The following is an 18717-nucleotide window of genomic DNA, read 5'->3' on the forward strand; positions in this document are numbered from 1 at the left end:
CGGTCTAGCCTGGCTGGTGGCTGACGTGCCCGGCGGCCGGCGCGGTTCCCTGGTCCTCGGCACTGCCGCCCATGAGGTCTGTGGCGTCGGCCAGCAGCATCTCGACAAGCGCGACGGCGGCGTCCTTGTCCAGCGGGTTGTTCTTGTTTCCGCATTTGGGCGACTGGACACAGGACGGGCAGCCGGACTCGCATTCGCAGGCCTTGATGGCGTCGCGTGTCGCGGAGAGCCACACCCTGGCCTTGTCGTAGCCGCGCTCGGCGAAACCCGCGCCGCCGGGGTGGCCGTCGTACACGAAGATCGTGGGCACGCCGGTGTCGGCGTGGATGGCCGTGGACACGCCGCCGATGTCCCAGCGGTCGCTGGAGGCCACCAGCGGCAGCAGCCCGATGGCCGCATGCTCGGCTGCGTGCAGGGCGCCGGGGAACTGTGCCTCGATCAGCCCTGCGCCGGTCAGGGAGCGGTTGTCCATCACGAACCACACCGCCTTGGTGAAGAGGTCCCGGGCGCCCAGCTGCAGCGGTTCCTCGCCGAGGATCTCGTTCGAAATCAGCGCCTTGCGTTGGAAGGAGACCACCTGTGTCGTCACTTTTACGTCGCCGAAGTGCACCGCGACGTCGCCCCACTGCGTGGTGCGGAGCGTCTCCAGGACCTCGATCTGGGTCACGTCCCGCGCGGTCGTGTAGTAGTCGGGGTTGGCCCGGCGCACGACGACGCAGTGCTCGTCCTCGTTCAAATCCTCGACGACGTAGCTTTCGCCCTGATGGACGTAGATGGCTCCGGTATGCGCCTGATAGTGCGTCTGGGGCGAATCCATGGTGCCGAGCAAAGACCCAGTGTCGGCATCCACGATGCTCACCGGACCGCCGCCGTCGGCCCGCAGGTTCACCATGGCCGCGGCGCTCTGGGGGTGGGTCCAGAACCAGCCCGCGGGACGTTTGCGCAGGTAGCCCTGGGCGACCAGCTGGTCAAGCAGCTTCTCGACTGTCGGGCCGAACAGCTGCAGCTCGGCGTAGCCCAGGGGAAGTTCCGCCGCGGCGGCGCACAGGTGCGGCCCCAGGACATAGGGATTGGAGGGGTCGAAGACGGTGGCCTCAACCGAGACATCGAAGATCGCCTCCGGGTGGTTCACCAGGTACGTATCGAGCGGATCATCGCTCGCGACGAAGGCGGCTATGGCATCCTGCCCGGCGCGGCCCGCCCGGCCGATCTGCTGGAACAGCGAGGCCCGGGTTCCCGGCCAGCCGGCGACCAGGACCGCGTCGAGCCCCGAGATGTCGATGCCCAGTTCCAGCGCGGACGTGCTCGACACCCCCAGCAGCTCGCCGGAGCGCAACGCCTTTTCCAAGGCCCGCCGCTCCTCCGGCAAGTACCCGGAGCGGTAGGCCGCCACGCGTTGCGGCAGGCTGGGGTCCACTTCATCCAGGAGGCGCTTGGTGATGGAGGCGATCGTCTCGGCTCCGCGGCGCGATTTGATGAACGCGATGGTGCGGATGCGGGAGGAGACGAGGTTGGCCAGCAGGTCCGAGGTTTCGGCCACGGCGGTCCGGCGTTCCTTGGCGCCGTTTTCGCCGCGCAACTCCGTCAGCGCGGGTTCCCAGAACGCGACGGTGGTGGCGCCGTGCGGCGAGCAGTCCTCGGACACCGCGCGGACCGGAGCGCCGATGAGCCGGCCGAAGGAGGTGCCCGGGTCTGACGCGGTGGCCGACGCGGCGATGAACACAGGCCCGGGGTGGGAGGTGCCGGGACTGTAGTAGGCGCAGATCCGGCGCAGACGGCGCATCAGGTTGGCTACGTGCGAGCCGAACACGCCGCGGTAGCTGTGTGCCTCGTCCACGATCACGTAGCGGAGCCGGCGGAAGAACCGGGCCCACCAGGCGTGGTTGGGCAGGATGCCGAAATGCAGCATGTCGGGGTTGGCCAGGATGACGTTGGCGTGGTCCCGGATCCAGCGGCGGGACGCCGGGTCGGTATCGCCGTCGTAGGTTTCCGCACGGACCGTGGGCAGGTTGAGCGAGCGGATGGCAGCCAGCTGGTCGGCGGCGAGCGCCTTGGTGGGGGAGAGGTAGAGGGTCACGGCGCCGTCGTCGTGGATCTTGCCGGGGTCGGCCAAAACGCGCAGTTCGGAGCGGTGCACCGCGTCCAGTGCCGGCAGCTGGTAGGCCAGGGACTTGCCGGAGGCGGTGCCGGTGGCGATCACCACGTGTTCGCCTGCGTGGGCGAGTTCGGCCGCCTGCACCTGGTGGCGGTAGGGCTCGTGGATGCCGAGCGAGCCGTAGGCCTGCACCAGATCGGGGTGGACCCACTCCGGCCACGGTTCGTTGACGGCTTTCCGGGCAGGTATCGTGCGCACATGCCGCAGCTGTTCCGGGTCCGGGCCGCGGCCCAGCAACGGGATCAGGGACTCATGTGGATTCACTCCAACATTGTTTCACCCGGGCTCAAATCGCCCGGGGCAGGCATCGACGCGGAGGCAGGCTCACCCCACGGACAGGTCGGCGCCCTCGTCCGAGGCGGAGAGCATCAACACATGGCACACCGTGGTCCAGCCAAGATGCGAGTAGAGCTGTTGGCCGTCGAGGGAGGCCAGCAGGAGCCCGCTCTCGACGTCGTGTTCGAATGCCTGCGCGGCCAGGGCCCGCATGATGAAGCTGCCGAGTCCGCGCCGCTGGAACCCGGGTTCGGTGACGATCTTGTCGAAGACGGCAGTGTGGTCCGCGACGAACACCCGCCCGCTGGCGGCCACCTCTTCGCCGGCGTAGACCACGGCGTGGTGGACTCCGCCCGCCGTGGAGGGCACCCAGCGCAGGTCGTCGTCCGGAAGCCAGGGGTCCTCGGCGTCCTGGGTTTCCATGTCCACGATCATCATGGTCTGGGTGGCGGACGTGACGTTCAGCCCGTTCTGCTGGGCCAGGGCCGTGTAGCGCGGCACATCGTTGGTGAGGATCGTCAGGATGCGGGCCGGGACTTCGGCGGTCTTGGCCGCCAGCGCCTCGAACTCGGATTCCGAGGGGTCATGGGCGAAGTATTCCCATTCGTGGGTCGTGTCAGCCCTGAGCGCCGCGGGGAAGCGGCCCTCCGTGCGCGTCTCATAACCCCGGCAACCGGCCCACCCGGCAACCCAGACCTCAAGGAGGTGGGTGGTGTCGTCAACCATGGCTTCAAGACTCATGAGATGAGCGTATTCCAGCCCCGCCACAAGCAACAGGGGCCGGGTTCGGTGAGGGCCGTTGCTTACGCAATTGTGACAGTGAAGGGCGCCCCCCGCGCCTGCGCCGCCGCCTAAGCGCCGGGACCCGCCCCGGGTTTTGCCCCGCCCAGTACGCTTAAATACGTGGCTTTGAATCGAATTGTGCTCTTTTACGGCTTTACCCCGATCGCGGACCCGGAGGCGGTCCGGCTCTGGCAGCGTGCCCTCTGCGAGAAACTCGGGCTGACCGGGCGGATCATCATCTCCAAGGACGGCATCAACGCGACCGTCGGCGGCGAAATCGGCGCCGTCAAGCAGTATGTGAAGACCACCCGGGAATACAAGGGCTTCCGCGGCATCGACGTGAAGTGGTCCGACGGCGGTGCGGCGGACTTCCCCCGCCTGAGCGTCAAGGTGCGCGACGAGATTGTCTCCTTCGGCGCGCCGGGCGAGCTCAAGGTGGACGAAAACGGCGTCGTCGGCGGCGGAACGCACCTGGCACCCGAGGAACTGCACCGGCTCGTGGAGACCAAGAAGCAGGCCGGGGAAGACGTCGTCTTCTTCGACGGACGAAACGGCTTCGAAGCGCAGATCGGAAAATTCAAGGACGCGGTCGTTCCCGACGTCGCGACCACCCACGACTTCATCAAGGAACTTGAGTCCGGCAAGTATGACGCGCTCAAGGACAAGCCGGTGGTCACCTACTGCACCGGCGGCATCCGCTGCGAGGTCCTCTCCAGCCTGATGGTCAACCGGGGCTTCAAAGAGGTCTACCAGCTCGACGGCGGCATCGTCCGCTACGGCGAGGCCTTCAAGGACCAGGGGCTCTGGGAAGGCTCGCTGTACGTGTTCGACAAGCGAATGCACCTGGAGTTCAGCGAGGATGCCAAGACCATCGGCCAGTGCGTCCGCTGCGCCGCCCCCACGAGCAAGTTCGAGAACTGCTCCAACCCGAGCTGCCGCACCCTGACGCTGTACTGCGCGGATTGCGCCTCGGACCCGGCCACCCTGCGGTGCCCGGACGGCTGCGCCGCCTGAGGTCACGCCCCGCCTGAGGTCACGCCCCGCCTGAGGCCACGCCCCGCCGCCACTAACGGGCGGCGCTCAGATCCTGCTCACGCGGTACGCGAAGTTCGCCGGCGCCTGGGATTCGATCCGAACCTTCAGCAACGTGTCCGCGCCGAGCTGCACCACGTTTACCCGCGAGGTGCCGCACCGCAGGCTCAAATCCACCAGAACGCTCTCCTTGTCCCGGACGGTGAATGACACCCGCCGGGTACTGCGGCAGACCAGCGTCAGGGCGTAGGTTCCGCTCGGCAATTGCGTGGTGGTCTCAGTCCGCGTCGCGCCGGCGTCGAGCAGCCCATAGCCCGTATGGAAGACCTGGCCCTGGGCATCCGGTATCGCTTCCCCCACCCAGTGTTTGAGTTCCGCCCCCATCACCGGCCGGTTCATGGCGGGGTCCTGGGGGAGGGCCGCGTCCGTGAACGTGGTCGCTTGCGACGAAGCCTCCCCGGCGGAACGACCGTCGTCGTAGCTGTACTCGCAAGCGGCCAGCCACGAACTGCACGCCAGTGCAACGGCCAGCACGACGGCGGTGAGCACGCCGCGCGACCGCAGCGGCAGGGTCGCCTGCGCGGAGGGCATACTCCGACTGTATGCCCGGCCGCGACGGCGGGCCAGAGCACCGCAGGCCTGGCGATTGCGGCCCTATGCGGACGGGCGGCGCTCCAGCCGGAACCCCACCGCGGCTGCCGGATCGGGTTCGGTTGTATTCGGGGCGATTTGCACCGTGGTCGGCCCCGAACCCAGCTTCACTACAGCCTCGACGGGCCGCCCGCACGTGACGCTGCGCGTCAGTCTCGTCCCGTCCCGGCGGTCGGGCTGTGTCACCGTCAGGCGTACGCTCGGTGTTCCGGCGCAGGCGATCCGCACGGTATACGGGCCGCCGGCCGTGCGCGGCGTGGTCTGGCGGAAGCCGACCCCGGTGAAGGCCGACATCAGTTCGTTTTTGGACGGGCCCCCGAGGAGCCGCTGAACTTCCGTCATGCTCTTGGCAGTCTGGGCGGCCAGCTCCGCATCCTGGGTTGGCGCCGGCGGCCGGGGTGCGGCCGACCTTGCGGAGGGAGCCGCGTCGGGACCCGGCACGCCGACGTCGTCCGCGACCTCACAGCCGGCCAGCCCTGCCGCCAGCACCAACGCGAACAGCGGCGCCCAGGCACGGGCCCTTTGCTTACCCCCAGCAGCAATCATGCCCCGAGCCTAGTGGCAGCGACGCCCGGCGCAAGTCAGGTCAGGCCGCGGCCACCAACTGGTAGGCAAAGATGAGCGGGGCGTCCACGCTCGAGGCGCTGATCTTCAGCGTGCCGGCGGAGGGCACCTTGATCCTGGCGGTTTCCCGGCTGCCGTTGCAGGCGGCCCCGGCCTCAGTGAGGTGGTTCCCGTCGAGGGTGACCTCGAAGAACTCCTTGCCGCCGCCGTCGCACGTCATGGTCAGCGTGTAGCTGCCGGCCGCGACCCTGGCGTCCTTCGCGACCGGGTCACGGTTCAGGATCTTGCCGGCGTCGGCCAGCACGACGCCGCTGGCCGACGGCAGGGCGGTGGCTTTCCACGCGTTCACRTCGGCGGATTCGATGGAGCCCCCGGGCGCGCACGCCGAGGCACCAACCACGACGGCGGCGCCGGCCGCGGCGGCGAGGAGGCGACGGACGACGCGGGAGCGGGACGGCAGCGGCGGAGCGTAAAGCATGCCTCCAACTTACCCGTTGGGACCGCGCCTTCCTGAACCGGGCCCCGGACCCCTAGCTGGCGATCAGCTCGAGCACCCGACCCCGGTGCTAGGTGATCCTTGACCTTGACGCGGCGTCAAGCTTTAGGCTCGGCGTAGCGGCCAGCAACCCATGGCGGCGGGAGGGAGAACCATGGACTGGTCGGTGCAACAGGTCGCGAAGATCGCCGGCACCACGAGCCGGACGCTGCGCCACTACGACGCCGTCGGGCTGCTCAAACCCAGCCGGGTCGGGGAGAACGGCTACCGGTACTACGACCAGGCAGCACTGCTGCGGCTGCAGCGCATCCTGCTGCTGCGGGACCTGGGCCTGGGCTTGCCGGCCATTGCCGAGGTCCTCGACCAGGAGCAGGAGGCCGAACCCGCGCTGGCCGGCCACCTCGAATGGCTGCGCCAGGAGCAGGACAGGCTGGCGCGGCAGATCGCCTCGGTCCAGCACACACTCAGGGAAATCAAGGCAGGGAGGGAACTCATGGCAGAGAAAATGTTCGACGGCTTCGACCACACCCAGTACAAGGGCGAGGTGCAAGAGCGCTGGGGCAAGGACGCGTACGCGCAGGGCGACGCCTGGTGGCGCGGGATGGGTGCTGCCGAAAAGGACGCATGGAAAGAGCGGTCCACGCGGCTAAGCCAGGAGTGGGTTACGGCGGCGGAGTCCGGCGTCGCCCCGGACGGCCCGGAAGCGCAGGACCTCGCCCGGCGCCACGTCGAATGGCTCGCCGGGATCCCGGGAACCCCCGCAGCCGGCGGGAACGTAAAGCAATACCTGTCCGGCCTGGGCGAGATGTACGTTGCGGATCCGCGCTTCGCCGCCAACTACGGCGGCCCCGCCGGGGCGGCATTCGTGCGGGACGCACTGCAGGCGTACGCGGACAAGCACCTCTAACGCCGCAGCGCAGCTCCGGGATGGCGACATCGGCGGGATGGCGACATCGACCGGGCCGCGTGGAGCCGGGGCTGCATGGAGCCGGGGGGCGGGGCCGCGTGGAGCGGGGACGCGTGGAGCCGGGCGGCGGGGAAAGCGGGGCGGGAACCCACAGCACGGTAGTCGCCGCGCCTAAACTTGTCCGGTGACTCCTTCTACGCTTTTCACGGCCGGCAACACCCCCGACGCTCCCCGCAGCGATCTCCCGGATCTGCTGCCGGCGCTCGCCGCGGATCTGCGCCGCATCGGCTACACGGTCGACGGTGTCGCGGAGCTGCTTGGGCAGGCCGCCCACGCGGCCCTGGCCCGGGACCAGCTCATTCCGGCCCTGATCGTCACCGGGCACGCTGCCCAGGACGGGACGACGACGGCGGCGCTCGCCGCCGTCGTCCGTCTGTGGCTGCTGGCCGAACCGCAGTCGGCCGGAACGCTCGACGCCGCCCTGCCGGGCATCCGCACCGAAGGACTGCTGCAGCTGGGTCTGGTGGAGGCGTCGGGGGACGGTCGGGTGCAGGCGAAGGTGGACCTGCGTCCGTACGGCTGGGAGGGGAGCTCCGGGGAAGACACCGTCAGCAACGGCGGGGCCGAGCTCTGGGTGGCCAGCGACCTGGCCGCCCACCAGCGGCCGGGCGTGCTGCGCCACGACCATGTGCTGGGCATCGGGCAGGCGTCCACCACCCTGGTGCAGGTCACCGCCCGCCGGCATGTGTCCCGCGCCCTGGACCTCGGCACCGGCTGCGGCATCCAGACCTTCCACCTCCTGCACCATGCCGAGCACGTCACGGCTACCGACATCTCGGAACGTGCCCTGGCCTTCACCCGCTTCAACCTGATGCTCAACGCGGCGGCGCTGCAACTGGACCCCGCCGACTTGGAAAGCCGGGTGAGCTTGCGGCTGGGCTCGTTGCTGGATCCGGTGGCGGGCCAGGAATTCGAACTGGTGGTCTCCAATCCGCCCTTTGTCATCACCCCGCGCGGCGCCGGGGAAACCGCCGCGGACCAGTTCACCTACCGCGACGGCGGCCTCCCGGGCGATGAGATCGTGGCCGCACTCGTCCGGGACCTCCCTTCGGTCCTCGCCCCCGGCGGCACCGCCCAGCTGCTGGGCAACTGGGAGATCCCGGCGGGCACAGCGTGGGACGACCGGCCGCGGAGCTGGGCCAGCCCGGACGCGGACGTCTGGTTCATCCAGCGCGAACAGGTCAGCCCGGAACAGTACGCCGAGACTTGGCTGCAGGACGCCTCCGAAGCGCGCGACCGGCGGCTCTACCAGGAGTCGTACGCCGCGTATCTGGACGACTTCGCCGCGCGGAACGTGGAAGGCATCGGCTTCGGAATGATCTGGCTGCGGCGCCCCGCGGCCGGCGCCCGGCCGGTGATCTCCCGCTTCGAGGAGATCGGCTACCCGATCGAACAGCCGGTGGGTCCGCACCTGGGCGCCGCCGTCGAGCGCGCCGACTGGCTGGCCGCGCACGAACTGGAATCCGCGCACCTGGTGGTGGCCGACGACGTCACCGAGGAAAGGCACCAGCGCCCCGGCGCCGAACACCCCGGCGTGATCCTGCTGCGCCAGGGCGCCGGCCTGCGCCGCACCAATTTGCTCAGCACCGAGCTGGCCGGCTTCGTTTCAGCGTGCGACGGCGAACTCTCCGTCGGGCAGATCATCGGCGCCCTTGACGCCCTGCTGGGCGGCTTCGAGGGGTACGACAGTGCGGCCTTCCGGCAAGGGCTCCTGGACGAGGTCGGCAACCTGGTGCGCGACGGTTTCCTGCTCCCCGCCAGCGACTGATTCCGCGGGCAGGGCCGGCGCCTGCGCCGCGGCCGGCGTCGCCGCGGCGGGCGCACCCTCGTGCCCGAACCTGGGCAGCACGTAGGCGGTCACGGCCAGGGCCACCAGCACGYCRCCCGCGCCGGTGAGGAGGAAGCTCAGCCGGATCGGCAGCACCGCGCCGAGCAGGCCGCCGATGGCCAAGGCGGCAATGGACACGGCGCGGGTCATGCCGCCGATGATGGCCATGGCCTGCCCGCGCCCGCTCTCCGGAATGCGCAGGATCGCGATCGCGCCGAAGCAGGCGTTCAGTGCACCGCAGGCCGTGCCCATCGCCGTGTAGGCCAGGAATAGCAGCCCCACCGTCGGCACCAGCCCCATCACCCCCAGGAAGGCCGAGGTCAGGACCATGGTTGCGAGCAGCACCCGAAGCCGGGCTTGCGGCGTCTTGATCCGGCCCGCCACGGCCGCACCCGCCGCCATGCCGAGCCCGAATGCCGCGGCCAGCAGCCCGTACTCGGTCTCGGTTGCGCCGAGTTCACCCCGGGCCAGGAAGACCTCCAACACGTTGGTGGCCTCGCCGACGAGAATGAAGAACAAGGCCCCCAGGACCAGGGCCCACACGAGGCTGTCCCGCCGGATCAGCCGCAGGCCATCCAGCAGGGCCGGCGCCTCCCGGCCGGCCAGCTCGGCCGCGGTACCGCGGCGGGTGCGGATCAGCAGTGCGCCCACCCCCATCGCCAGGTAGCAGCCGCTCGCCACGGCGAACACCAGCCCCGAGCCGCCCCAGCCGCTGAGCAGCCCGCCCGCCGCCGGCCCCGCCATTCCGGCGATCATGATGGTGGCCTGCATGGTGCCCAGCGCCCTCGGGGTGCGTTCCTCTCCGACGATCCGGGGCAGCAAGGCCTGCCAGGTCGGTCCCGCCACCGCCTGTGCGGTGTCGAGGAGGAACGTCATGGCGAACAGCACCGGGATGTGGTTGTCCACGTACTGCAGGCCCAGCCCCATGCCGGCTACGGCCACCGCGCTGAGCACGGACGACGCCGTCGCGAGCGTGCGGGAATCCCGCGTGTCCGCGAGCCGGCCCGCCCAGGGGGCCAGCAGCACCAGCGGCAACGCCGAGCACAACAGGTAGGCCGCCACGAGCCAGGGCCCGGCAGCCGGCGTCGTCCCGGCGGCGGCGACGTTCTGCAGGTGCAGCATCACGCTGACGACGACGGCGCCCATGCCGGCCGTCGCCAGGAACCTGGAGCTGCTGGCGAGCAGGAAGTCGCGGTTGCCCCAGAGCGAGGGCGTGCCGTCGGCGACCCGCTCTTTATGAAGTATCTGTTTCATAAGTGCAAAGTATCCCGCCGGGAAGGTGGTGTCAAGCATTCCTTTCATAGTTTGGCGGCCGTCGGTAGACTAGGAACGTGAATGCAGAAACCCCGAAGGCGGAGCTGTCCGCTGAGACCGCCGCTCCGGCCGCCAAGCGCAGGCCGCGCCCGGAGAAAAAGGTCGAGATCACTGACCCGAAGGCGATCCGGGCCCTGGCCCACGCCGCGCGGCTCGAGGTCATTTCCGAGCTGTATTCCACCCAGGTCAGCCGGACGGCCACGGAGCTGGCTGCGCAGACCGGCCTCACCCCGAGCGCCATGAGCTACCACCTGCGGGCCCTGCAAAAGTGGGGCATTGTGGTACCTGCTGCGACCGCCGGCGACGCCCGGGAGCGCCGCTGGAAGGCGGCCGGCACAGACTTCACCATCAATTCGGGCGGGGGAGTGGCCAGCCCGGAATTTGCCGTCCTGGACCTGGAGCTGGACGCGTACCGCCGGCGCGTCAACGCCTACGCCAAGGCCAGGGACGAACGGCGCCAGCGCGGCGAAGCCGTGGACGGCACCTCGGCCGTGGTGCTGGCCAGCAACCTGCTTCACCTGACGCCGGCCCAAGCCGGGGAGCTCAACGACAGGCTCTTCGAGCTGCTCAAGGACTACGAGCTCGAGGACCCGGACCGGGTGCCYGAGGGGGCCGTCCGGATGGCCACCATGTGGTCGATGATTCCCGATGACCGGGGCACTGCCGCGCAGCCCTCCTAGGCGGAACCGCCGCAGTTCCCCCGGCCGCAGCCGCGGTTGCTTCGTGACGTCCGCAAGTCGTGCCCGTGGGGCCGACTTTTGCAGCCGGATGCGCGGGAATCTGCAAAATATGGTGAACTAGGCGGGTATGGGCGCATCTGCCCGAGCAACCTTTTTCTGTAGGAGCACCGTGCCAAGCAAGGCCCCCACCGGCAAGAAACTCGTGATTGTGGAGTCTCCGGCCAAGAGCAAGACCATCGCCAAGTACCTGGGCGAAGGTTTCATCGTTGAGGCCTCCATCGGTCACATCCGCGACCTGCCGCAGCCGTCCGAGCTCCCCGCCGAGCTGAAGAAAACGCCGCTGGGCAAGTTCGCCGTCGATATCGAACACGACTTCAAGCCGTACTACGTCGTGTCTCCGGACAAGAAGAAGAAGGTCGCCGAACTCAAGGCCCAGCTCAAGGGCGCCGACGCGCTCTACCTCGCAACCGATGGGGACCGCGAGGGCGAGGCCATCGCGTGGCACCTGCTGGAAGTCCTCAAGCCCAAGGTCCCCGTGTACCGGATGACCTTCGGTGAAATCACCAAGGAAGCCATCCACCGCGCGATGGACAACCTCCGCGATGTGGACCAGGACCTCGTCGACGCGCAGGAAACCCGCCGTGTGCTGGACCGCCTCTACGGCTACGAGATTTCCCCGGTGCTGTGGCGCAAGGTGGCCCGCGGCCTGTCCGCCGGCCGCGTGCAGTCCGTGGTGACCCGCATGGTGGTTGACCGGGAACGCGAGCGCATGGCCTTCAAGTCGGCGTCGTACTGGGACCTGACCGGCCAGTTCGGTGCGGACTCCGGCTCTTTCAAGGCGAAACTGGCCGCCGTGGACGGCTCCAAGGTCGCCAGCGGCCGTGACTTCAACGACGACGGCGAGCTCACCTCGCGCAACGTCGTCCACCTGGACCAGGAACTCGCCGGCGCCCTCGCCGCCGGCCTGCAGGACGCGGACTTCCGTGTCCGCTCCGTCGACACCAAGCCGTACACCCGCCGTCCCGCGGCGCCGTTCACCACCTCCACGCTGCAGCAGGAGGCCGGCCGCAAGCTGCGCTTCTCCTCGAAGAGCACCATGCAGGTGGCGCAGCGGCTCTACGAAAACGGCTACATCACCTATATGCGTACCGACTCGAATGCGCTGAGCAACGAGGCCATCACCGCCGCGCGGCGCCAGGCATCCGAGCTGTACGGTCCCGAGTACGTCCCTCAGTCTCCGCGCGTTTACAGCGGCAAGGCAGCCAACGCGCAGGAAGCCCACGAGGCCATCCGCCCCGCCGGCGACTCCTTCCGCACCCCCGCGCAGGTCGCCAAGCAGCTCTCCGGCGACGAGTTCCGTCTCTACGAGCTGATCTGGAAGCGCACCGTCGCCTCCCAGATGGCCGACGCCAAGGGCTCCACCGCGACCATCCGCCTCGGTGCGGTCACCGTTGGCGGCGCGGCCGCGGGCCGGGACGCCGAGTTCTCCGCCTCCGGCACGGTCATCACCTTCCCGGGCTTCCTCGCAGCGTACGAGGAAGGCAAGGACGAGAGCCGCGGCGACGAGGACTCCGACGAAGCGCGCCGCCTGCCCAACGTGGCCAAGGACGACGCCCTGACCGCCTCGGAGATTGTCGCCGTCGGGCACGAAACCTCCCCGCCGCCGCGTTACACCGAAGCGTCGCTGACCGCGGAACTGGAAAAGAAGGGCATCGGCCGTCCGTCGACCTACGCCTCCACCATCTCCACCATCCAGGACCGCGGCTACGTCCGGAAGCAAGGCTCCGCGCTGGTGCCGAGCTGGATCGCCTTCTCCGTGATCCGTCTGCTCGAGCAGCACTTCCACGACTACGTGGACTACGACTTCACGGCCGATATGGAAGCCGACCTGGACAAGATCGCCAACGGCCAGGAAGCCGGACCGGCCTGGCTCAAGCACTTCTACTTCGGCGAGGACTCCGAGCCCGGGCTGCTGAGCATCGTAAACAACCTGGGCGAGATCGACGCGCGCGAAATCAACTCCATCCCGATCACCGACGGCATCACCCTGCGGGTGGGCAAGTTCGGCCCGTACCTGGAAAGCTCGGTGCCCACCGTGGACCCGAAGACCGGCGAGGTCATCGAGTCCGCTCGCGCCAACGTCCCCGAGGACCTGGCTCCGGACGAGCTCACCGCAGCCAAGGCAGTCGAGCTCATGGAGACCGCAGCCCCGGAGGAGCGCGTGCTCGGCACGGACCCGCACACCGGGCACACCGTCGTCGCCAAGAACGGCCGCTACGGCGCCTACGTCACCGAGGTCATCCCTGAGATGACCGAGGAGCAGCTCGCCAACCAGCCGGTGGAGTACTACAAGAACGGGAAGCCGAAGCCCCCGAAAAAGCCGGTCAAGGCCAAGCCGCGCACCGGTTCGCTGTTCGCCTCCATGAGCGTGGACACCGTGACCCTGGACGAGGCCCTGCAGCTGATGAGCCTGCCGCGGGTGCTCGGCCAGGACGCCGAGGGCAACCCCATCACGGTGCAGAACGGCCGCTTCGGCCCGTACCTGAAGAAGGGCACGGATTCGCGCTCGATCGGCTCGGAAGAGGAAATCTTCACTATCACGCTGGAACAGGCCCTGGAGATCTACTCGCAGCCGAAGCAGCGCGGCGTCCGTGCCGCCGTGCCGCCGCTGGCGGAGTTCGGTCCGGATCCGGTTTCGGAGAAGAACATCGTGGTGAAGGAAGGCCGTTTCGGCCCGTACATCACCGACGGCGTCACCAACATCACCGTGCCGCGCAGCACCTCCATCGAGGAGCTCACCCGGGAACAGGCCGTCGAACTCCTCGCAGAGAAGCGCGCCAAGGGCCCGGTCAAGCGCAAGCCAGCGGCCCGCAAGGCCCCCGCCCGGAAGGCCGCCGCCAAGAAATAGGCGGCATTTCGCTCCAGCTCGCGGGTTCCTTCCCTGCTCGACGTCAGAAGACGCCGACGGCGGACGGAACCCGCGAGTCGTTGTCCACATAACTGCTGCACGGGGCTGTCGCGTCCGTGGCGGCGGAGGCAGGCTGGCGGCATGGAATACGCCACCGCCCAGCCTGAGGACCCCCTCGCCGCCCTCTGGGCCGCTTCCGCGGAGCCGGTCCAGCCCGCGACGACGGCCCGGCACCCCTCGGCAGCAGTCCTGGACACGACGTTGTCCGGTAGCGCCAAGCTGTGGCGCACCGAGGAACTGCTGGACCGAGGCCTGTCCGCACGGCAAATCCGGCAGCTGGCTGGAAGCGGCGCCATCTTCAAGCTGCGCCGCGGCTGCTACGTCCGACGCTCCTTCTGGGTGACTCTCGATGCGAACGGGGCCTCCCGCTGCCGGATCGAGGCCTACGCCCACCGCTGCCTGACGAGCTCAACGGGCACTTACGTGTTTAGCCACACCACTGCAGCCAGGCTCCACGGGCTCTTTCTTTGGCAAGTAGACGATACGATCCACCTCACGGTGCCGTTCCTCCCGTCCTCCGGTGGCCACGCAGGAGACGTGAAGGCCCACACCCGGGCGCTGGCTCCCGCCGATATCGTGCACGTGGCAGGGCACCGGGTGACCTCGCTGGTTCGAACGGCTGCGGACAGCTGCCTGGTGCTCAATTACTCGCAGGGACTGATCCTGATGGACCATGCCCTACGCCTCGGTGCCAGCCGGGAGGCACTGGAACTGGAGTGCGCCCGGCTCCGTGGGGCGCCCGGTGTCGCGACGCTGAAGAAGGTGCTCGCGCATGCGGATCCGCGCTCCGAGTCGCCCGGCGAAACCCTTGCCCGCGACCTGTTCAGGCGGCTGAGGATCCCTGCCCCGGAGCTCCAATTCGAGGTCCGGACGAGGCTGGGGACATGCCGGCTGGACTTCGCATGGCCGGAGCAGCGGGTGGCGGGGGAGTTCGACGGCCGCGGCAAATACTTCGACTATCAGCCCACTGCCGAGGCCGTTTTTGCCGAGCGGCGCCGCGAGAAAGCACTCATGGAACTCGGCTGGAAGTTCATCCGGCTCGAATGGCGGGACTTGTTCCGCGAGCAGGAGCTGAAGGCTAGGCTGCTTCGGTTGCTGGCTGGTTGAGATGGCCGTCTGCTTGCGGGCTTGAGCCGGGCTCGCGGTGTCCGTACCGCGAGCAGGAAGGGAACCCGCGAACCGGCCGGGCGCCCAGGAAGGAATTGCGGACCAAGGCTCAACGTGATCGAGTAGGAACATGACTGAACAGCCAGCACCCATGGACCTCCAGCCGCTCAACGACCTCGAAGAGAAGCTCGCCCGGGGGGAGCAGCCGGACGCCAACCCGGTGGATGTCATCCTGTCCTTCCTCAACAACGAGGTCTACATCGTCAGCTCCGACACGCTCGAAGGCCCGGATTCCCAGGTGGAGCCGCTGGTCCTCGCCAACTCCGCCGGCGAGCCCGTGCTGGCCGTCTTCTCGCACCCGAGCCGCGTCGCCGAACAGTACCTCGCGGCGGCCCCCAACGTGCTCGGCACCCAGGGCTCGGCCATCATCGGCAACCTCGGTGACCAGCTGGGCATGGTCATCAACCCCGGCGCCGTCTACGGCTTTGAAATCGATCCGGAGGGCGTGGCCAACATCCGCCGCGACTTCAAGCCGGCCGAGCAGGAACCGGACGCGGAGGACGACAGCCAGGCCTAAGGCCTCCACGCCGGGCGGACTCTGCACGACGCCCCGCCGGGCGCCCGGTTAGGGCAGAGTCCCTCCGGGGAGAATAATGGCAGCATGCGGCTAGGCGTCCTCGATATCGGGTCCAACACTGTCCACCTCCTCCTCGTGGATGCCCACCCTGGCGCGCGCCCGGTTCCGTTCGCCTCGCATAAGCGCCCGCTCTCCCTGGTGCAGTTCCTCGATGCGGACGGCAACATCAACGACTCCGGCCAGCATGAGCTGATCGAGTTCGTCCTCGAAGCCTGGGAGTTCGCGGCCAAGCACAAGGCCGAGGACCTGCTGGCGTTCTGCACCTCCGCGATCCGTGAGGCCACCAACGGCTCGGCCGTCCTGGCCCGGGTCAAGGACGAGACCACCGTGACCCTCCGCGAGCTTTCCGGCAGCGAAGAGGCCTCCATGACGTTCTTCGCCGTCCGCCGCTGGTACGGCTGGGGAGCGGGCCCCATGCTGAACCTGGACATCGGCGGCGGTTCCTTCGAAATGGCCTACGGGGAGGACGAACTGCCCGAACTGGCGACGTCGGTCCCGCTCGGCGCCAGCCGGCTCACCCGCGACTGGCTGCAGGAGGACCCGCCGTCGGCCAAGAGCGTCAAGGAACTGCGCCGTCACATCCGGACCACCTTGAAGCCGGTGGTGCGGGACTTCGAGAAGCTGGGCAAGGCCAACCACGTGGCCGGCACCTCCAAGACTTTCCGCTCGCTCGCCCGCATCGCCGGCGCGGCCCCCAGCGGCGCCGGGCCCTACGTCAAGCGGGAATTGTTCGCCACGGACCTTGGCCTGTGGGCGCAACGCATCTCGGCCATGGAGGTGGAGGACCGGCTGAACCTTCCGGGCGTCTCCGAAGCCCGCGCCCACCAGCTTCTGGCCGGGGCGCTGGTGGCGGAAGCGGCCCTCGAAATGTTCGAGTTTCCCAGCCTGGAAATCTGCCCCTGGGCCCTCCGTGAAGGGCTGATCCTCCGCCGGCTGGACCAGCTGGTCTTCGAGGGGCCGCTGCAGCCCGCGCCGCATGTTGCCCAGGCCGACGAGCCCGCCGTGCCGCAGCTCCCCGACCCCGAGGGCCCGGACGAAACGTAACGGGCGCGAGAGCCCAGGTGTCGATCCGGAGGCGCGCCGTTCGTCTTAAGGGTGAAGGCCGGTAATCCGCCGGCCCAATCGTCAAGGAGGACCGCATCATGGCACAGTACCTGCTCAGCGTTTACCAGCCCGTCGGACCGGCTCCGGCCCCGGAGGTCCTGGAGCCCATCATGCGGGACCTCGAGGCCCTGAACCGTGAAATGAAGGCCGCCGGAGCGTGGGTCTTCGCCGCGGGACTCCACCCCACGGACACGGCCACGGTCGTGCGGCAGGACGGGGCCGGGATGCTCATCACGGACGGCCCCTTTGCCGAGGCGAAGGAGCACCTGGGCGGATTCACGGTGATTGACGCGCCCGACCTCGACGCCGCCCTGGACTGGGCGGGGAAGATGGCCCGCGCCACCACGCTTCCCATCGAAGTGCGGCCAATCCAGCATTAGCCCGGAACCTGGCACTAGCCCGGAGTCCAGCACTCGACGGGACGAGACAGGCGGAACAACGTTAAACGACGAAGGCACCGGCGGTCTGCTACGGGAAAATGGGGGAAACCCGCTGCAGCCCACCGGTGCCGGGCAGACATCCGCATGACTGCCTATCATCACTCGCACCCTCAATGAGGTAGTACCTACGCTAATCTTCGAGTTTGTGAGCAAGCTGCGCTGAGGATGTGAGCTGGCTGTGAATCGGGCGGGACTGCAATGATGGGGGAATGAGCAACCGAATCGCATTCCTGGGCTGTGGGTCAATGAACGAGGCAATCATGGGCGGCATGATCGCGGGCGGCACGGACCCCGCGGACATCGTCGCCACGGTGCGCCGCGCCGAGCGGGCGGCCGAACTGGCCGAGCGGCACCACGGCATCACGGCCATCGCCGGCGAAGAAGAACCGGAGAACAACACCCAGGCCGCCACCGGCGCCGCCGTCGTGGTGCTGGGCGTCAAGCCGGTGGGCATCGCCGATCTGGCCCGGGAGATCAGCGGTTCGCTCTCGCCGGAGACCATCGTGGTCAGCGTCGCCGCGGCGGTGTCGTTGGAGCAGCTGGAAGCGGCGCTTCCGGCCGGACAGCCGGTGATCCGCGCTATGCCGAACACGCCTGCACGGCTGGGCCGCGGCGTCGTCTCCGTCTCCGCCGGGAAGCACTGCTCGGCGGAGCAACTGCAGCAGGCGAAGGACATCTTCGCCGCCGTCGGCACCGTCGTCGAGATCCCCGAGGAACAGGTGGACGCGCTGTCCGCCATCAGCGGTTCCGGCCCGGCCTACGCCTTCTACCTGGCCGAGGCAATGGCGGCGGCGGGCGCCGAGCTGGGCCTGGATGCCGAGCTTTCGCTGCTGCTGGCTCGCGAAACGGTTGCTGGTGCCGGGCTGATGCTGGCCGAGCCGGGCGCCGACCCCGCCGCCCTGCGCAAGGCGGTGACCAGCCCGAACGGCACCACGGAGCGGGCGATCGCCACCTTTGACGAGCGCGGACTCCCGGCGATCATCGCCGACGGCGCCCGGGCCGCCGCCGAGCGCGCGGCCGAAATCACCAAGCAGCTCGGCTGACCGGAACGCCGGCGCAGCCCATGACGCGGAGCGGGCCGGGTGGCAGGATAGGACCCATGGAACTGCACATCACCGGAGACCCTGCGGCGGACAAACTCCTCAGCGACGACGCCTTTGCCCTGCTCACCGGCATGTTGCTGGACCAGCAGGTGACCATGGAATCGGCTTTTGCCGGCCCGGAAAAGATCCGGACCCGCCTTGGGTCCATGGATCCCGCCGCGATTGCAGGCTACGACCCGCAGCAGTTCGTCGAGCTGTTCAAGGAGCGCCCGGCCGTGCACCGCTTTCCCGGATCCATGGCCGGGCGCGTCCAAGCCCTGGCTGAGACCGTACAGACGAACTGGGACGGCGATGCCACTGCCATCTGGACGAGGGGCGAGCCAGACGGTCAGGAAGTGCTGCGGCGGCTTAAGGCTTTACCCGGCTATGGCGAGCAAAAGGCGAAGATCTTCCTGGCGCTACTGGGTAAGCAGTGCGGGCTCCAGGCCGATGGCTGGCGCGAGGCTGCCGGCCACTACGGCCAGGAAAACTCCTACCTGTCGGTCGCTGACATTGTGGATCCGGAGTCGCTGAGCAAGGTTCGGGCCAGCAAGCAGGCTGCCAAGGCCGCGGCTAAGACGGCGAAGACCGCAGGGCCCTGATCCTGCGGTAGCTCAGCCTCCGACGCCGGGA

The 18717-nt window shown here is 68.8% G+C and carries 16 protein-coding genes and 1 pseudogene; 11 read left to right on the top strand and 6 right to left on the bottom strand.

The window, feature by feature from the left end; genetic code table 11:
- Nucleotides 1-4 precede the first annotated feature (4 nt).
- Together AC1DK9_RS01855 and AC1DK9_RS01860 are read right to left on the bottom strand one after the other, a co-directional pair.
- Complete coding sequence (locus AC1DK9_RS01855; RefSeq protein WP_476914837.1) at nt 5-2419, bottom strand: DEAD/DEAH box helicase; 2415 nt, start codon at nt 2417-2419, stop codon at nt 5-7.
- 60 nt (nt 2420-2479) lie between these two features.
- Nucleotides 2480-3172 (bottom strand): GNAT family N-acetyltransferase, encoded by a 693-nt coding sequence (locus AC1DK9_RS01860; RefSeq protein ID WP_476914838.1) that lies wholly within the window; start codon nt 3170-3172, stop codon nt 2480-2482.
- Nucleotides 3173-3334: 162 nt separating this feature from the next.
- On the opposite strand from AC1DK9_RS01860, the gene trhO reads away from it, so the two are divergent.
- Nucleotides 3335-4228 (top strand): oxygen-dependent tRNA uridine(34) hydroxylase TrhO, encoded by an 894-nt coding sequence (gene trhO, locus AC1DK9_RS01865; RefSeq protein WP_476914839.1) that lies wholly within the window; start codon nt 3335-3337, stop codon nt 4226-4228.
- 66 nt (nt 4229-4294) lie between these two features.
- Here the strand turns inward: trhO and AC1DK9_RS01870 are convergent, their stop codons facing one another.
- From AC1DK9_RS01870 to AC1DK9_RS01880, 3 genes are all read right to left on the bottom strand, one after another.
- A complete protein-coding gene (locus AC1DK9_RS01870) occupies nt 4295-4837 on the bottom strand; it encodes a DUF6023 family protein (protein WP_476862600.1) in 543 nt (180 codons plus the stop codon).
- A gap of 63 nt (nt 4838-4900) precedes the next feature.
- Nucleotides 4901-5443, bottom strand: coding sequence for a hypothetical protein (locus tag AC1DK9_RS01875; protein ID WP_476914840.1), 543 nt, complete (start codon nt 5441-5443; stop codon nt 4901-4903).
- Between the two features lie 40 nt (nt 5444-5483).
- Entirely contained in the window at nt 5484-5939 is a 456-nt protein-coding gene (locus tag AC1DK9_RS01880; protein ID WP_476914841.1) for a hypothetical protein, read from the bottom strand.
- A gap of 172 nt (nt 5940-6111) precedes the next feature.
- Here AC1DK9_RS01880 and AC1DK9_RS01885 point away from each other — a divergent pair, with 172 nt between their 5' ends.
- Both AC1DK9_RS01885 and AC1DK9_RS01890 read left to right on the top strand, forming a co-directional pair.
- Nucleotides 6112-6864, top strand: a complete 753-nt coding sequence (locus AC1DK9_RS01885) for a MerR family transcriptional regulator (protein ID WP_476914842.1) — start codon at nt 6112-6114, stop codon at nt 6862-6864.
- 184 nt (nt 6865-7048) lie between these two features.
- Complete coding sequence (locus AC1DK9_RS01890) at nt 7049-8692, top strand: DUF7059 domain-containing protein (protein WP_476914843.1); 1644 nt, start codon at nt 7049-7051, stop codon at nt 8690-8692.
- A 60-nt stretch (nt 8693-8752) separates the two neighbouring features.
- On the opposite strand, the pseudogene AC1DK9_RS01895 reads toward AC1DK9_RS01890, so the two are convergent.
- A pseudogene (locus tag AC1DK9_RS01895) lies at nt 8753-10054 on the bottom strand (MFS transporter); the annotation flags it as partial.
- A 29-nt stretch (nt 10055-10083) separates the two neighbouring features.
- Between AC1DK9_RS01895 and AC1DK9_RS01900 the strand changes: the two are divergent.
- From AC1DK9_RS01900 to AC1DK9_RS01935, 8 genes are all read left to right on the top strand, one after another.
- Nucleotides 10084-10746 carry an ArsR/SmtB family transcription factor gene (locus AC1DK9_RS01900; protein ID WP_476914844.1) on the top strand — a complete coding sequence of 221 codons (663 nt, stop codon included), beginning with the start codon at nt 10084-10086 and terminating at the stop codon, nt 10744-10746.
- Nucleotides 10747-10915: 169 nt separating this feature from the next.
- On the top strand, nt 10916-13654 hold the full coding sequence (gene topA / locus AC1DK9_RS01905) for a type I DNA topoisomerase (protein WP_476914845.1): 2739 nt from the start codon (nt 10916-10918) through the stop codon (nt 13652-13654).
- A gap of 141 nt (nt 13655-13795) precedes the next feature.
- Entirely contained in the window at nt 13796-14821 is a 1026-nt protein-coding gene (locus tag AC1DK9_RS01910; protein WP_476914846.1) for a type IV toxin-antitoxin system AbiEi family antitoxin domain-containing protein, read from the top strand.
- 130 nt (nt 14822-14951) lie between these two features.
- On the top strand, nt 14952-15398 hold the full coding sequence (locus tag AC1DK9_RS01915; protein ID WP_476862588.1) for an SseB family protein: 447 nt from the start codon (nt 14952-14954) through the stop codon (nt 15396-15398).
- A gap of 84 nt (nt 15399-15482) precedes the next feature.
- Nucleotides 15483-16502, top strand: coding sequence for a Ppx/GppA phosphatase family protein (locus AC1DK9_RS01920; RefSeq protein ID WP_476862587.1), 1020 nt, complete (start codon nt 15483-15485; stop codon nt 16500-16502).
- 98 nt (nt 16503-16600) lie between these two features.
- Nucleotides 16601-16942, top strand: coding sequence for a YciI family protein (locus AC1DK9_RS01925; protein ID WP_476862586.1), 342 nt, complete (start codon nt 16601-16603; stop codon nt 16940-16942).
- A 269-nt stretch (nt 16943-17211) separates the two neighbouring features.
- Nucleotides 17212-18045, top strand: coding sequence for a pyrroline-5-carboxylate reductase (gene proC, locus AC1DK9_RS01930; RefSeq protein ID WP_476862585.1), 834 nt, complete (start codon nt 17212-17214; stop codon nt 18043-18045).
- A gap of 56 nt (nt 18046-18101) precedes the next feature.
- Nucleotides 18102-18686: an HhH-GPD-type base excision DNA repair protein gene (locus tag AC1DK9_RS01935; protein WP_476862584.1), complete on the top strand. Its 585-nt coding sequence runs from the start codon at nt 18102-18104 to the stop codon at nt 18684-18686.
- Nucleotides 18687-18717: the final 31 nt, after the last annotated feature.

Source organism: Arthrobacter sp. 01T414, assembly GCF_056398965.1.